12 protein-coding genes are annotated in these 15,839 nt (G+C 45.4%); 6 read left to right on the forward strand and 6 right to left on the reverse strand.

Translation table 11 applies throughout. The features are described 5' to 3' along the window. The first annotated feature begins 223 nt into the window (after positions 1–223). Positions 224–778 (forward strand): GNAT family N-acetyltransferase, encoded by a 555-nt coding sequence (locus tag EX191_RS08635; RefSeq protein WP_193447570.1) that lies wholly within the window; start codon positions 224–226, stop codon positions 776–778. 58 nt (positions 779–836) lie between these two features. Here the strand turns inward: EX191_RS08635 and EX191_RS08640 are convergent, their stop codons facing one another. Beyond that, positions 837–1,076 (reverse strand): RNA recognition motif domain-containing protein, encoded by a 240-nt coding sequence (locus EX191_RS08640; protein WP_005392166.1) that lies wholly within the window; start codon positions 1,074–1,076, stop codon positions 837–839. A gap of 182 nt (positions 1,077–1,258) precedes the next feature. Here EX191_RS08640 and EX191_RS08645 point away from each other — a divergent pair, with 182 nt between their 5' ends. Further along, positions 1,259–1,792 (forward strand): GNAT family N-acetyltransferase, encoded by a 534-nt coding sequence (locus tag EX191_RS08645; protein ID WP_193447571.1) that lies wholly within the window; start codon positions 1,259–1,261, stop codon positions 1,790–1,792. A 123-nt stretch (positions 1,793–1,915) separates the two neighbouring features. On the opposite strand, the gene putP is transcribed toward EX191_RS08645, so the two are convergent. From putP to EX191_RS08665, 4 genes are all read right to left on the reverse strand, one after another. Beyond that, entirely contained in the window at positions 1,916–3,409 is a 1,494-nt protein-coding gene (gene putP / locus EX191_RS08650; RefSeq protein ID WP_193447572.1) for a sodium/proline symporter PutP, read from the reverse strand. Positions 3,410–3,545: 136 nt separating this feature from the next. Further along, complete coding sequence (locus EX191_RS08655; protein WP_006740880.1) at positions 3,546–4,253, reverse strand: 1-pyrroline-5-carboxylate dehydrogenase; 708 nt, start codon at positions 4,251–4,253, stop codon at positions 3,546–3,548. An 11-nt stretch (positions 4,254–4,264) separates the two neighbouring features. After that, the gene (gene putA / locus EX191_RS08660; RefSeq protein ID WP_006740881.1) at positions 4,265–7,396 is read right to left on the reverse strand and encodes a bifunctional proline dehydrogenase/L-glutamate gamma-semialdehyde dehydrogenase PutA; all 3,132 of its coding nucleotides are present in this window, start codon (positions 7,394–7,396) and stop codon (positions 4,265–4,267) included. Between the two features lie 406 nt (positions 7,397–7,802). Then, on the reverse strand, positions 7,803–8,615 hold the full coding sequence (locus EX191_RS08665) for an AraC family transcriptional regulator (RefSeq protein WP_006740882.1): 813 nt from the start codon (positions 8,613–8,615) through the stop codon (positions 7,803–7,805). A gap of 974 nt (positions 8,616–9,589) precedes the next feature. Here EX191_RS08665 and EX191_RS08670 point away from each other — a divergent pair. Beyond that, positions 9,590–10,309 carry a helix-turn-helix transcriptional regulator gene (locus EX191_RS08670; protein WP_005392144.1) on the forward strand — a complete coding sequence of 240 codons (720 nt, stop codon included), beginning with the start codon at positions 9,590–9,592 and terminating at the stop codon, positions 10,307–10,309. Between the two features lie 71 nt (positions 10,310–10,380). Here EX191_RS08670 and pdxH read toward each other — a convergent pair whose 3' ends face one another. Further along, positions 10,381–11,016, reverse strand: a complete 636-nt coding sequence (pdxH, locus tag EX191_RS08675; RefSeq protein ID WP_005392142.1) for a pyridoxamine 5'-phosphate oxidase — start codon at positions 11,014–11,016, stop codon at positions 10,381–10,383. Between the two features lie 115 nt (positions 11,017–11,131). On the opposite strand from pdxH, the gene EX191_RS08680 reads away from it, so the two are divergent. The 3 genes from EX191_RS08680 (at position 11,132) to EX191_RS08690 (ending at position 15,789) form a co-directional block, all read left to right on the forward strand. Then, positions 11,132–13,006, forward strand: coding sequence for a sensor histidine kinase (locus tag EX191_RS08680; RefSeq protein ID WP_193447621.1), 1,875 nt, complete (start codon positions 11,132–11,134; stop codon positions 13,004–13,006). Further along, on the forward strand, positions 12,999–14,225 hold the full coding sequence (locus EX191_RS08685) for a sigma-54-dependent transcriptional regulator (RefSeq protein WP_193447573.1): 1,227 nt from the start codon (positions 12,999–13,001) through the stop codon (positions 14,223–14,225). The genes EX191_RS08680 and EX191_RS08685 overlap by 8 nt, the downstream gene beginning before the upstream one ends. Positions 14,226–14,397: 172 nt before the next feature. Continuing rightward, positions 14,398–15,789: an HlyD family type I secretion periplasmic adaptor subunit gene (locus EX191_RS08690; protein WP_005392136.1), complete on the forward strand. Its 1,392-nt coding sequence runs from the start codon at positions 14,398–14,400 to the stop codon at positions 15,787–15,789. Positions 15,790–15,839 lie beyond the last annotated feature (50 nt).

Below are 15,839 nucleotides of genomic sequence, written 5' to 3' on the forward strand. Positions count from 1 at the left end.
ATTATTATGAACGAACGCGCTTATGTGTGTAATAATACGACACATAACACATAAGCAATTGTTGCTACTCGCTATTTCAATCTGCAATGATCATTTTTATGGCGTTTTAAATATGGCTTTCACTCACATTTTCGATTCAGGCATTACTTGGTTGTTTAAACATGCCTGATTTACAGTGTGAATCTGCAATTTCCACGATACTGACTCATCTCAAGGACGCACGATGACGCTTCAACCAACGCTCACGACACAAAGGCTTATTCTTCGCCCATTTCATCCGACAGACAGCGCAACAGTCGCACGACTCGCAGGAGACAAGAGCATTGCAGATATGACGGCAAATATTCCTCATCCCTATGAAGAGCCGATGGCACAAGTTTGGATTAAGAGCCATGTTGGCGTATATCAAAAGCGTAGCGGGGTCATATATGCTATTACCCTGCGTCAAGACGAAGCGTTAATTGGTGCTGTTAGTCTGCTAAACATCTCGGAGGGAGTCGGCACATTAGGGTATTGGCTTGGCGTCGATTATTGGGGGAATGGGTTTGCTCAAGAAGCGTCAATGGCTTTAATTCAGTTTGCCAGACCACATTTTGAGTTATCGGGCCTAAAAGCGATGCACTTGGTCGAAAACAGACAATCCCAATCAGTCATTCAAAAGTTGGGCATGACGTATATCGACAATCACATCATCAAAATGCAGGGAAAAGAACGAGAAGTCTGCGTATACCAGCAAATATTTTCGCCTCAAGTAACCGTAGCAACCTCTCAAAATTAAGGCACTAAAAAACCAGCCTCTCAGCTGGTTTTATCTTTCACCTTGAAAGGCAAAAATACTAGTCTTGTGCGACTTTCACACGAATCTTGCTCTTATGTACTGAAGACAGGTTTAGTGCCTCCAACGCCGCAACGGCTTCGGCTTCATCCGGCATGATCACAAAACCAAACCCTTTTGATAAACCCGTCTCTTGATCAAGCACGACGGTGCAAAGCTCAACTTTGCCGTAGTTTGAGAACAGAGTACGGATGTCTTGCTCTGTCGTCTCACGAGCTAAGTTTCTTACTAGAAGTTTCATATTAAACCATTTTATGTTTATAACGCCTCAATTCTCTCAGCTTCTCCCTTACAAACCAAGTGAATAATGTTGTTGCGAAGGCTAGATGTCTCTAAGTGTTTCTGTTTAAATGATTTTTAGTGATAACGCTCTGAATCCTGCATTACGAGACGATTGGAGTATAAAAGCCTAGGAGATTCGACATGGAAACCAAACGTTTAAAGCTCATCCCAGCTTGCTTGGAACGTGCAGAAGAAGCACATCAGGCCGTTGTTCGTAGCCAAAAAACGCTTGAAGTTTACCTGCCATGGGTACCTCACGTGCTCACTTTAGAAGCGATGATTGCAGGGACAGAGAAAGCCATCGCAAACTTTGAAAACTTCGAAGAAGAGTTGCGCTACTACCTAATCGACAAGGAAAGCGATCGTTTACTCGGTGCCATTGGGTTAATGATCCATGATCAAGAGATACCGGCATTTGAGATTGGCTATTGGCTTGATGATCGCGCGGTAGGCTACGGTTATATCTCTGAGGCGGTAGCGGCGATTGAAAACTATGCATTCGAAGCGTTGGACACGAAAAGAATCGCGATTTTAGCCGATGCGAATAACCGCAAAAGCCGTGCGGTTGCTGAGCGCTGTGGGTATGAGTTTGAAGGTGAGCTACGCAATGCTCGGCGTGCGTCTTCTGGCGAGCTGAGTAACACCGTCATTTACGCCAAAGTTCGTCGTGACTAACACACTCACAAAGAATAAAGCGACGTGAAAATCTGGCCTCAAGCAATCACCATTAACGTTTATTAAATTCAGATAAAACAAAGCCCGCTGTATAAGCGGGCTTTGTGTTCGTAAAGGAAGTAATTAGTCTAGTTCAACTAGTTTCTTCTCGTACGATTGATGTTGGTCTAATACGTCTTGCGCAGCACCGCCCGTTGCTTTACTTACCACAATGATAGCAAGCGTAGAGAAGATGATGCCCGGTACGATTTCATACACATCAAACCAACCGCCAGTTAGCTGCTTCCAAACTACGATAGTGATACCACCAACAAGGATACCTGCTAGTGCGCCGTTACGGTTCATACCGCTCCAGTAAAGGCTAAGTACAACCGCAGGACCAAATGCAGCACCGAAGCCAGCCCAAGCGTAAGAAACAAGACCAAGTACTGAACTATCTGGTGTCATTGCTAGGAATAGCGCAACAAGAGAAATCACGATAACGCCGATACGGCCAATCATTACAATTTCTTCAGAAGAGGCTTCTGGCTTGAATACTTGCTTGTAGAAATCTTCTGCAAGCGCTGAAGATGAAACAAGAAGCTGTGAGTCTGCTGTACTCATTACCGCCGCGAGGATTGCTGCTAACAACATACCCGCAACGACAGGGTGGAATACTGCGTTAACCAATAGCATGAAGATCTTCTCGCCATCTTCTAGTTGAGTGCCCGGATGACCCGTAACCCAAACCAGACCGACAAGACCAACAAGCATTGCACCAACCATAGATAGTGCAGTCCAAATCACAGCGATACGACGTGCAGTCGTTAGATCTTTGTTTGAACGAGACGCTTTAAAACGCGCTAGGATGTGTGGCTGACCAAAGTAACCAAGACCCCATGCCGCTAAAGAGATGATAGCAATCGCAGACAGTGGTTCGCCTTTGGCGTCATTCCATAGCGTTGCAAGTTCTGGGTTGATGTCATGCAGATCAGAAGTTAGCTGACCTAGACCACCGTCCATAACAGCAACAGGAACAATCATTAGCGCAGCCGCCATTAGCAGACCTTGCACTAAGTCAGTCCAAGATACCGCAAGGAAACCACCGAATAGTGTGTAAGAAACCACACACACCGTACCGATGATAACAGCGTAGGTGTAATCTAGACCGAATACCGTCTCAAACAGTTTGCCCCCTGCGACCAAACCTGAGCTGGTGTAGAAAAGGAAAAATAGAAGAATGAAAAACGCAGAGATTGTCTGGATCAGTTTCGACTTATCGTTGAAGCGACGTGACAGGAACTCTGGCAACGTTAACGCGTCAGTTTGGATACTGTAGGTACGTAGGCGTTTTGCACTGATGAGCCAGTTTGCCCATGTACCAAGAAGTAGACCGCCGGCTAACCAGAAGGCCTCGATACCCGCAGCGTACGCATAGCCAGGCAAGCCTAGCAGCAACCAACCACTCATGTCTGAAGCACCTGCAGATAATGCAGCAGGCCACGGACCTAGGCTACGGCCACCTAGGAAGTAATCAGATGAATTGGAAGTCCTCTTATACGCGTAAACGCCAATAGCAACCATAATCAGTAAATACGCCACAAAAGTGGACGTGATAGCAAAGCTATTTTCTATCATTAGATAGTCCTCGTTATAATTATTTCCTTCCTTGCCTGCCCTGATATTTTACCGTCTCAGCAATACATCAGAGTATAAGAAACCAATCTGGACCGGCTCTCAGTCCAGTTACTCCAGATTGGTATCACAAGTCAGGTTAGTGAGTTTCGTTCCCCAACTCGAGTAGAGTCGCGTTACCACCCACCGCGGTAATATTTATCGTTCGAGTGCGCTCGGTAATGAAGCGCAACGAGAGATGAGGATCATGAGCCAATTTCGGTGACTCTAAATCCGTTTCAGAAACTAAGCCGACGATTGCACCGTCACGCTTAGCTAGTTGAAGATTGAGCGCATGCTCAACCTGTGAACGCCCAACATAACCCACACTACGTACATCGCTCTCAAGCAACGGGGCAGACGCATCGTACGCAACAACCTGGACTAAGTTAGATGGGAAGTTTGCCAACGCTACAGCTTGCTTAACCAGTTGGTTTAGCTCTGCATTGTCACTGCAAACGACCACGCTGTTGCCTGCAATTAAGGCACAGGTGATCATTGCAAAAGCACTGTATAACGCATTATCAGCAGGCTCGATGTTGTTTTCACAAATCACCAAAGCCACACCGCGTCCTGCGGCATACAGTTCGTTAGTTTCCCCTGTAGGGCCAACTAACTGGTGAGTTTCTGCAAGAAGAGTTGATGCTTGTTGCAAGTGGTAAGAAACCACTTTGGCAACGGTAGACTGCTGCCCTTCTAATGCAGATTTAAATGCCAGAACATGCTCGCATTTGTAATCAAAATCAGTCAGATTCCACTGCTCCCACGCAGAGAATGCATCTTTAAAATAGGTGATCTGATGAACCATAATGCGACTCCTTATGCGTTTTCTGCTTGAGCAAGAAGATGTTGAGTAAAGCGGAATAGGTAGTGTGGACCACCAGCTTTCGGGCCAGTACCCGACAAGCCTTGACCACCAAACGGCTGTACACCAACCACAGCACCAACTTGGTCTCGGTTGATGTAGCAGTTACCTACTCGAGCATGTTTCTCAATCCAACGGTACGTGGTTTCGTTACGGCTATGGATACCCATCGTCAAGCCAAAACCCGTCTTGTTGATCTGCGCAACCACGTTCGGTAATTCAGACGCTTTAAAGCGAACAATGTGCAAGATTGGACCAAATTGTTCTTCTTTCAGCACATCGATGCCCGAGATTTCAAACGCACTTGGTGAGACAAAGTCACCATGCTGGCACGATTCATCCAGCTGTAGCTGAGCGACTTTAGTCTGTGTTTTGCTCATTTGCTCAAGGTGAGCAAGGAGTTTTTGTTTTGCATTGCTGTCGATAACCGGACCAACATCCGTTTTGTGTAGGTAAGGTAAACCAACATGCAGCTCATTCATCGCACCTTGAATCAGGTTGATCATACGGTCTGCTACATCTTCTTGTACAAATAGAACACGAAGGGCAGAACAACGCTGACCGGCAGATGCAAACGCTGAACGAATCACATCACGCACCACCTGCTCTGGCAATGCAGTACTGTCCACGATCATTGCGTTTTGACCACCTGTTTCCGCAATAAACGGAACCGGTTTCGCGCTGCGCTCCGCAAGCGTGACGTTAATGCGTTGCGCAGTTGCCGTTGAACCAGTGAATGCCACACCAGCAATGGCATCATGAGAAGTCAGTGCATGGCCGATCTCAGCGCCGCGACCAGTAAGTAACTGAATCACACCAGCAGGGAAACCCGCATCAAGCATTAATTCAATAGCGCGAGCGGCAATTAAGCTTGTTTGCTCAGCAGGTTTTGCAACCACTGTGTTACCTGCAATCAGTGCTGCCGTTACCTGACCAAGGAAAATAGCCAGAGGGAAGTTCCAAGGGCTAATACATACAAACACACCAAGACCTTCACGGCTAGAAATGCGTTTCACACCGTCAAAACCCTCTAGCTCAAATGGCTGTAGGTTTTGCGCTTGTTTCGCGTAATAACGACAGAAATCCACTGCTTCACGAACTTCATCAATACTATCGTGAATCGTCTTGCCCGCTTCTTTGTGACAAATCGCCACCAGCTCAGCCAGATTTTCTTCCATTAAGTCAGCAAGCTTTTCTAAACAAGCCGCTTTTTGCTCAACAGGAACGCCTTTCCAATCAGAGAAAGCAGTTTGCGCCGCATCAATTGCAGCGGAAACATGATCAAGTGTTGCAAATGCCACCTTGCCGACTTCAATTCGGCGATCGTACGGTGCGGTGATGATCTCAGCCGCATTTTCCTTGATCATGCTTTCGGCAAAACGCTCACCATTGATCATCGGGCCTGCAACCCACTGATTGTCCATGAAGCTTTCTACTTGCGCTTCAAATGGCTTTGCCTCACTGTCGATATCAATGTTGACGCCGTATGAGTTCTTACGCTCAGGGAAGATGTCGGCAGGTAATGGGATCTTGTCGTTGTGTAGCGTGTCAAACCCCGTCAACACATCAACAGGGTGATGAGTCAACTCGTAAATCGGACAACGCGCATCAACCAATCGATGTACAAACGAGCTGTTTGCGCCATTTTCCAGCAGACGACGAACCAAGTACGGAAGAAGATCAGCATGGCTACCGACAGGAGCGTAAATACGTACTGGCTGACCATACATTTCCATAACATGGTTATACAGTGAATCACCCATACCATGTAGACGCTGGAACTCGTACTCTTTGTGCTCAGCCATAACGGCGATTGCCGTCACCGTGTGGGCATTGTGGCTTGCAAATTGCGGGTAGATATTACCGCGAACACCTTCGCTAAGTAGGAAACGAGCACAAGCTAGGTACGCAACGTCCGTCGCTTCTTTGCGAGTGTATACCGGGTAATTAGCGTAACCCGCTTGTTGAGACCACTTGATTTCGCTGTCCCAGTACGCGCCTTTAACCAAACGCAGCGGAATAAGGTCACCCTGCTCTTTTGCGAGTGCGTTTAGCCACACCAAGACTGGTAGAGCACGTTTTGAGTAGGCTTGAATAACCAAACCAAACTTGCCCCAACCTTTCACAAGATCGCTACGGTACACTTTCTCAAATAGCTTCAGAGAAAGCTCAAGGCGATCCGCTTCTTCTGCATCGATTGTGATTGCAACGTCGACTTCAATTGCACGTTTCAATAGCTGCATTAGTGAGTCATACAACTCTGTCATTACACGTTCTTCATTTGCGACTTCGTAGCGCGGGTGTAATGCAGAAAGCTTGATGGAAATCGAAGGCGCAGGACTGGTGTCATTGCCGTAAGTCTCTCGACCTACCGCTTCGATCGCCATTAGGTAATCTTTGAAGTACTTGTTCGCGTCGGCTGTGGTTAACGCCGCCTCACCTAACATATCGAATGAGTAGGTGAAACCTTTGTCGCGCATTGGGCGACCATTCTTTTGCGCTTCTTCGATCGTACGACCACGAACAAACTGGTGACCCATGATCTTCATTGCCTGATACATGGCTTTACGAATCACAGGCTCAGAGAATTTATTTACCAGACGGTTTACAGCCTGACCTGGGCTCTGGGTGCCTTGCTCACCAAGACCAACCACTTTACCTGTTAGCATGAGGCCCCATGTTGATGCGTTAACAAACACAGAGTCAGAGTTTTTCAGGTGAGATTTCCAGTCTGCGACGCTCAACTTATCTTTAATCAAAGAATCTGCTGTCGCGGCATCTGGGATGCGCATTAATGCTTCTGCAAGACACATCAGCAAGATACCTTCTTGAGTATCTAAGCTGTATTCCAACAATAGAGCATCAATCATCTGGATTGACTTCTTATCGGCACGAATGGCTTCGATAAGTTGGGTCGTTTGGGTAGTGATCGCCGATTTTTCATCCTCTGTCGGCGTCGCTAGTGGCAATAGTTGCTCTAGCCATTGAGACTCGTCCACCATATACAATGGCGAGATCAGTGACCACAACTTATCAAGCGGCTGCCCGATAAATTCCGGTGTCAACACGTTCGTAGCTGTAAACATGTGTGTTCCTCAATCTCACTCCTCGAAAACCGCTTCGAGGATTATCAATGGCTGGCAGTGTATTTTGAGGCCGATAAGAATACTTGTCAAAAACTACGACATTTTTGCCAAAAACTCGCTTTTATAACAAAACATCCACATAGTCACATTCAAATAGGTAATATTTTGTGTTGTAAATTTTAATTTTTTCATTGCAATCACAACAAAATGTCAAGAATATCAATAAGATTTTTGTGAAGCGTTCGTTCTAAGAGAAAATGTAGGATCAAGTGGCATATCAGTCACACCAAAGGACAGAGAATTTAACAAAACGAGAGATAGGTCACGTGAATAAAACACAAAAAAACCATGCATATTGCATGGCTTTGTTCTGATTGCTGCTAATTTGACCTAAAAATACGCGTTGTTATCCAACTTGTTTTTTATAGCGGGATGGCGATATTCCCTGTAAGCGAGTAAAAGTATGAGTAAACGTACTCTGGCTTGAGAAACCAGTGAATTCGGCAATTTGCCCTAAAGAAAGGTGGCCTTGCTCGATTAATTCACGAGCCATGTCGATACGCTTTCCGAGAACATATTGATGAGGTGTAATCCCCATCTGCTCCTTAAACAAGCAATGGAACTGACTTTCCCCAAGAAACACTCGTCCCGCTAACTGAGCCACACTGATTTTATGGCTAAGGTGCTGCTCGATATAGCGATCAATCGCCTCCAAATCAAAGCGTGACTCTTTTCGGCTAGTCTCAAATGCCGAGATATGGCGCTGCATTAATGCAATCACGGTGTCGTTGCACGCGCGACTTAACAGCAGGTCGTCCGGATGGTTTCGCATTTCCTGAACCAACATCTGTATCAGCTTCTGAATTTGACCGTCTAACTGAAAGTAGACATGGTCTCTCTCCAGATTATTGATTTTCTGCAGCATTTCAGGATCATCATTTGTCGGTTTTGGCATATTCAACACCAAAATGTCCGATTGATTAATGACGCCACCGAAAGCATGATCAGAGCATGCGGTTACCACACAACCTTGGCCAGGACCGACAAGATTACCTCGTCCACGCACTTCAAATTCGGCTTGTCCTTTTAAACCAATCACGATCTGTGTGTAAGAATGATCATGGCAATCCATATAAGACGGAAGTGTGATCAGTTCTGCTGGCTTAGGCAGCATAATCTCTTGATATGGCGGGGCTTTGGGGTTATCTGAATCACTCATTTTAAACAGTCGTCTTTACACGGTCAGCTTACGTCTTGGCATCATATACCTTCCTTGTTGGGTTGCAACTTTTCCCCAACTCAATCGCACAAGATCAAAACAGCATGATCAAGTTGGTTTACATGATCATAGTTCCGGAACGATGATCATGCGAGGTTAACTTACGGTCAATGAGCAACCAATTTTATTAACAAAAACGGATAGATAGAAGCACCTTACGTATACATAACCAATAGATATAAAGATCCTTGTTACCGAACAATCCGTTATTTGGTAGAACACTGCGGTTCAAAATAGATAAATCGCCTCATAAACAGATCAAAGCCACCTCTTGAAATCAACATAGAGGGATTTCCCCCCTTACTAATATGCTTCTGATTCAATACATTAGTCCTCGAGCTTTAAGATGCATACGATCTAAAGCTCTCGGTATCTCATTGATACCTCTAACTTACTTAGCAGACCCTCGCTAGGTAATTTAGAACCTCTTCTACACGTCGACAAGATTATATCTTGTGTTGCCAGCCCGTCTTCAGGCTGGCTTTTTTTTCGCTTCTCAACAATGAAAACAATGGCATAAGCTGATATTATAGCTTTCGTCTCACTGTCCCTCTCATATGACTTAGGCGCCGTTCTCCCTCTCGATGAGTGATATGAACGCCAACTAAATTACAACTGAGTTGTAGGAAGCATGATCAAGGACGATACGAGTTGTAAGCCGAACATCAGGCGGACATCCGTGAGCGCACATATCTGTAATGAAACAGACCATTTTCCCAATTAAATTCTTCGTTCAATTTCGTTGTTGTTTGTCGCTGTGTGACGAAAATATCGAACACCATGAACTTAATTGGATTGAGCGCCAATCAACGAACGTGTTCTAGCAACGTGACTGCCTACTTGGCAATGTCAATATTAACAACGCAACACAAACGTCTCTGTATTGGTAAAAGCAGTATGTAGTGAGTCCTTTTGTGAATATTTCAGTCGATACCATAGAACAATCCCTCCTTAAACAGCTACCAGGTTGTTGGGGATGCAAAGATAAAGATTCGGTATTCCGCTACGTAAATCAGGAATACGCAGAACTGTTGGGACACACGTCGCCCGAGGAGTGCGTCGGTAAAACTGATTTTGAGATGGCAAGCCCAACCACTGAATGTGCACAAGAATTTCAACGCCAAGATAAACACGTCATCGAAACTGGTGAGTCACTCAAAATTCTTGATATCCATCCTTATCCAGATGGCCGCTGGCGAGCGCATATCTTTACTAAAACACCGTGGCGAGATGACAATGGTAACATCGTAGGGACCATTTTCTACGGAAGAGAACTCACCGACACCGCCGTGATTGAAGTGGGGTATTGGGTTTGTCGTGCAATCAGCACCAACCCTAATCAGCAATCCATCTTTCGTTTCTCTGATTTACAACCAAAACCAGAGAAGCTCACATGTCGCGAGCAAGAAACGCTTTTCCTCCTGCTCTACGGCAAGAAGCCACAATTCATCTCTCAGGTCATGGGTATATCAACAAAAACCGTTGAAGGTCACGTCGCACGCTTACGTAATAAGTTTGCAGCGAACAGCAAGAACGAACTAATAGATAAAGCAATGGAAGCTGGCTACGGCTCTGTTGTACCCAAAACGCTGCTTAAGCATCAATTATCGGTAGTGTTGAATGGAGAACGATAATTCGCGCCACTTTCCACCTACAAAAACACCGCCCAAGTGGCGGTGTTTGTTTATTCATGAGGCAAGAGAGTTTATGGCGCTAGACGGTCAATGTCCCAACTTCCATCATGTTGGGAGAAAAGAAAGCGATCATGAAGACGGTGTTCACCACCCTGCCAAAACTCGATGCTCTGTGGTTTTACGCGAAAGCCACCCCAGAAGGTTGGAACCGGTATTTCACCCTTAGCAAATTTCTGTTTTAGCTCTAAAAACTTACCTTCTAATACGCCTCGAGCAGAAATACGGCTACTTTGCTTGCTCGCGATTGCGGCTAATTGGCTCTCTTTTGGACGAGAAGTAAAGTATTTCATATTTTCTACGGCGGTGAGCTTCTCCGCCACACCAGTAATATGAACCTGGCGCTCTAACGGATGCCAAGGGAAGTGCAAACTAATATTGCTGTTATGCTCAAGCTGCTGGGCCTTGCGACTGCCTAGGTTGGTGTAAAATACAAAGCCATTTTTGTCGACGTTTTTCAATAGAACAATGCGTTGAAACGGCATGCCATTTTCATCAACCGTTGCAACTGTCATCGCAGTCGGATCCGTTAAACCCGCTTCAACTGCTTGCTCTAGCCACAGATTAAATTGATCAATAGGATCAGCTTTCAAATCTTTACGACGTAGCCCACCTTTGGTGTACTCACGACGAATATCAGCAAGTTCCATCTCTACTCCTTCACTCGTTTTTGTCGATTGTGCTCCCGATACTGAGGAAATACAAGGACATCATTGTGCTTGTTATCGTTGCCGCTCACAGCATCACAGTGTGTCATTTGATACCATGACACAAAAAACCAGTGAGCTGATCGTGAACTTACTCAACCCTAAAGCCCTACGCCATTTTCTATTGCTACTGTGTGCCGTTGGCATTTCAGGGCTTGCGCTTACTCATCATTACGCAACTCAATACCAACATGATCAGTGGCAACAAAAGCTAGAGAGACAAGCAGCGCAAGTGTCGCAAGAAGTCGACTACGAGCTGGCAAAGTTTGAACAGATACCAAACCTATTAAGTCACGATCCGAGATTACTCAAAGCAGTAGAACGCGGAGCGCCCTCTCACGAGCTCAATCTATTGTTAGCAGACTGGTTGAAACAAAGTTTGGCCGATACGATTTACGTTCATGACCGCACAGGGTTGGTCATTGCCTCAAGTAACTTTCAGCAAGAAGATACGTTTGTTGGTTCCAGCTTTAGCTATCGTCCCTATTTTAAAAATGCGCGACGCGGTGAACCTGCTCAATATGTCGGGTTAGGCGTTCGTTCAAATAAACGTGGGTACTTCTTCTCATCTCCGCTTTGGGTAAATGATGATGTCGTTGGCGTGATCACGGTAAAAGTGAATTTGGAGCAGTTAGAACAGCGTCTTTCGCAAACCACGACGGACGTACTCATCACGGATAAACACAATGTCGTGTTTATGAGCAATTTGCCTAACTGGCGCTATCGTGCACTTTTCCCGCTGTCACCGAGTGCGATAAACGAGCTTACCGAAACGCGTCAGTATGGCGATACCTTACCAGAGTATTTTGGTGAGCTTACCGCGCAAAGTGGCGTCAGCGAGTTTGCTGATAATCAATTGCTCCTCTCACCCAATTACCTCGCATACGCGACACATTTATTGGATAAAGGATTTCGCGTCGTGGCCTTGATAAACCACAACACCGTCCTTGCCGCCGTTTTACAGGCTGATGTCGTCTTTCTGATTCTATATGCGCTCATTGCGCTGATTGCGTTGGCGTGGTTCCAAACACTCGTGAACAAGGCACGCCTAGCCGACCTTAATGTGAGCCTAGAAGAAAAAGTGGTGCAACGAACCTTAGTGTTGAGTGAGGCCAACCAAAAGCTACAACAGACCATCCGCCAATATGAGCAAAGCCAACAAGAGCTTAAACAAACACAACAAGAACTGACTCAAGCCGCGAAATTGGCATTGTTGGGAGAACTTTCTGCCAGTATTAATCATGAGATAAATCAGCCACTTTCCGCACTAAGAACCTATACCGAAAACTCGCAGCGTTTGTTGGCAATGGAAAAATACCCAATGGTCGCCGACAACTTGGGCAAAATGCTAACACTCAATGACACCATTTCGGAAGTGATCGCACGCTTAAAAGTCTTCACTCGGAAAGCCACGCACGATTCACACAATGAAATCGCGGTACTGCACGACGCAGTACATACTGCCACCAGCATTTTGAGCAACAAACTCATTAAACAAGGGGTGACATTAAAAGTCCCAGCCATCGATTATAATGTGAAGCTAGCAATTCACAGCGTTGAGTTAGAGCAAGTTCTAATCAATCTCTTCCACAACGCTGCACAAGCGATGGAAAACTACTGCATTGATCCGCAAATATCTATTGCCGTTCAGTGTCATGATGACAGCTGTGACATCCTTGTTTCCGACAACGGGCCCGGCATGTCGGACGAAGCCCTAGCAAAAGTCTTTGACCCATTTTTTACGACTAAGCCAGAGGGTTTAGGATTAGGTTTGACCATCTCCAAACGCATTTTAGAAAGCTATCACGGTTCACTCAGTGCTTATAAACATCAGAACACGGAACAACAAGCAGGAGGCATGACCTTTATCGTAACGCTGCCAATCGCTATCCAAAACCAACGCAACCCAGAAGTGGAAAACAACCATGAATAATCCCGTTTTCTTTGTTGATGATGAACCACATATTCGTGATGCCGTCGCTCAAGCACTGCTTATTGAAGGGATAGACGTCACCTGCTTACCAAACGCCGTGGAAGCCTTACGCGTTATCGACCCAAATACGCCAGCGATCATCATCACCGATATCCATATGCCCGTGATGGATGGATTGGAGTTCATGCGAATGTTGCGAAGTAAAAACGATCACTTTCAATTTATCGTACTTACCGGACATGGAGATGTGAAAACCGCGGTAGATGCGATGAAAAGCGGCGCGTACGACTTTCTCGAAAAGCCTTTTTCAACGGAACAACTGATAAAGTCGCTCAATAACGCTGGTGATAAGTTGAATCTATTGCAGGAAAACATCTGGCTTAAAAAAGAGCTCGACATGCAAACTCATGTTGGTCCGAAAATGATTGGTCACAGTAAAGCCATGGTGAGCATTCGTCGCGCTTTGATCAGCGCACCAACGAACCAGCCGATCATTTTTGTTGGTCAAGATGGCACAGGTCGCCGGCTCGCCGCACAATTTGCCCACGACATACATGCAACGCCAGACAGCGAGTTAATCGCCGCTTCTGGTGAGGATCTCTATGAGCTTTCATTAGAAGCCCTCGATAAAGCCATACATCGCTTGATTGAAGGAAAAAGCCATTGCAGCTTGTACTTACATAGTGCTGAGCATGTCTCATATGAACAATGGCAATGCTTGTTTAACCACCCGAAACTTGAGCGTGTTTTTGGTGCGACAACCCAAGTTGATCCGTCTATCAAAGCCCTGGCTACTCTAATTCACTTGCCGACACTCGATGAAAGAAAGGAAGATATAGGGCCTTTATATAAGCACTTTGTACGCCACGCTGCGAGTCGTTACCAGCTTCAACCGCCACACATCAGCTTAGAAGAAGTCAAACATCTGACCGATTTAGAATGGCCAGAAAATATTAAGCAGCTACGCCAATTTGCAGAACTTCGCGCGCTCAAGCCAGATACCTTCCGAATGGAAGATTGGAACAGTGAAAAAAGTATCGAAATTCAGAGTATGACTCAGCGCACAGAATACTTTGAATATTGCTTATTATTCGATGCACTACAAAGACACCGAGGCAGACTCAAAGAGGTTCAACTAGAATTACAGGTATCACGCAAAACCTTGTACGACAAACTAAAAAAACATCAGTTGGATAAAACCAAGTTCAAGGCGCAATAGCCATACTCTGACGGTATCTCCACTTTTCTTTTGCTAGAGAAGCATTGAAAACGCTCATTCGGAGAGAGAATGGTCTTCGTCTCATATTTTTATTCGCCGAGCATACTGACATGATCGGTTAATAATAATAAGATCAAAAAGATAATCAGCATTTATATAAGCAGGGACTGTGATGAGCCGAGATAACTACAACAAACTCAACAATGAAGAGTTGGATTTTGTTGACGACAAAACTGCAGCATTGCTCCTCAACACCCCCAACAGCGCACGTTTGATGCTCTGGGTGATGGTGTTGTTTTTTATTGCTGCAATAGGCTGGGCATCTTGGGCTGAAATCGACCAGGTCACTGTTGGTCAGGGAAAAGTCATTCCCTCTTCACAGATTCAAGTTGTCCAAAACTTAGAAGGTGGCTTAGTCAAAGAAATTTTAGTCAAAGAAGGTCAATTGGTTGAAAAAGGTCAGCAGTTACTTCTTATCGATGACACTCGCTTTCGCTCTGATTTTCGTGAGCGTGAACAACAAGTTGCCAACCTAACTGCGTCTGTGCTGCAACTCTCAGCTTCAATCAACAGTGTTGCCGTGAATCGTGATTTTGAAACGGAAAACTGGCGCCAAAGCGTAGTACTCGATTATGGAAAACTGACCTTTCCACCAACTTTAGAAGAAACTCAACCGAAACTCACTCAGCGCCAGAAAGCTGAATACCGCGAAGATTTAGACAATTTACGCAACCAACTTTCGGTGATTGACCAACAAGTTCAGCAAAAGCAGCAGGACTTAGTAGAGATTGAAGCGCGAGTAAGGAACTTACGTCAAAGCTATCAATATGCGAAGAAAGAATTAGACATCACCAAACCGTTGGCTGATGAAGGTGTTGTGCCTCGTATTGAATTACTCAAGTTACAACGCCAAGTCAACGACACCCGCCGCGAAATGACTTCCAGTGAGCTCAAAATCCCGGTATTAAAGTCAGCGATTCGAGAATCCATGCTTAATCGCATTGATGTTGCGCTCAAATTCCGTTCAGAACAGCAAGAGAAACTCAACAGCGCCCAAGACCAGTTATCTGCTTTGGTTGAATCAGCAGTGGGTTTAGAAGATAGAGTCAATCGAACCGTTGTGAACTCGCCAGTCACAGGCAAAATCAAAACGCTGAACATCAACACCGTTGGGGGTGTTATCCAGCCAGGCATGGATATCGTCGAAATTGTACCAACTGAAGATACGTTATTAGTAGAAGCGAAAATTGCGCCAAAAGACATTGCATTTTTGCGCCCAGACCTACACGCCATCGTGAAGTTTACGGCTTACGACTTCACTAAGTACGGCGGCTTAGAGGGTGAATTGGAACACATCAGCGCAGATACAACCCAAGATGAAGAAGGAAATAGCTTTTACATCGTTCGTGTCCGCACCGATAAAACGAATTTTGGTCAAGATGCAGATTTACCAATCATTCCAGGAATGACGGCATCGGTCGATATCATCACAGGGAAGCGAACCGTTTTGGAATATCTACTTAAACCGATTTTAAGTGCCAAAACGAACGCCTTGAAGGAGTAAATCACACCAAGGTACTCACAACGGCGAGTATTGAGCGATAAGTGATTAAA

Origin of the sequence: Vibrio chemaguriensis (assembly GCF_012275705.1) — a bacterium.
Classification (GTDB): domain Bacteria; phylum Pseudomonadota; class Gammaproteobacteria; order Enterobacterales; family Vibrionaceae; genus Vibrio; species Vibrio diabolicus.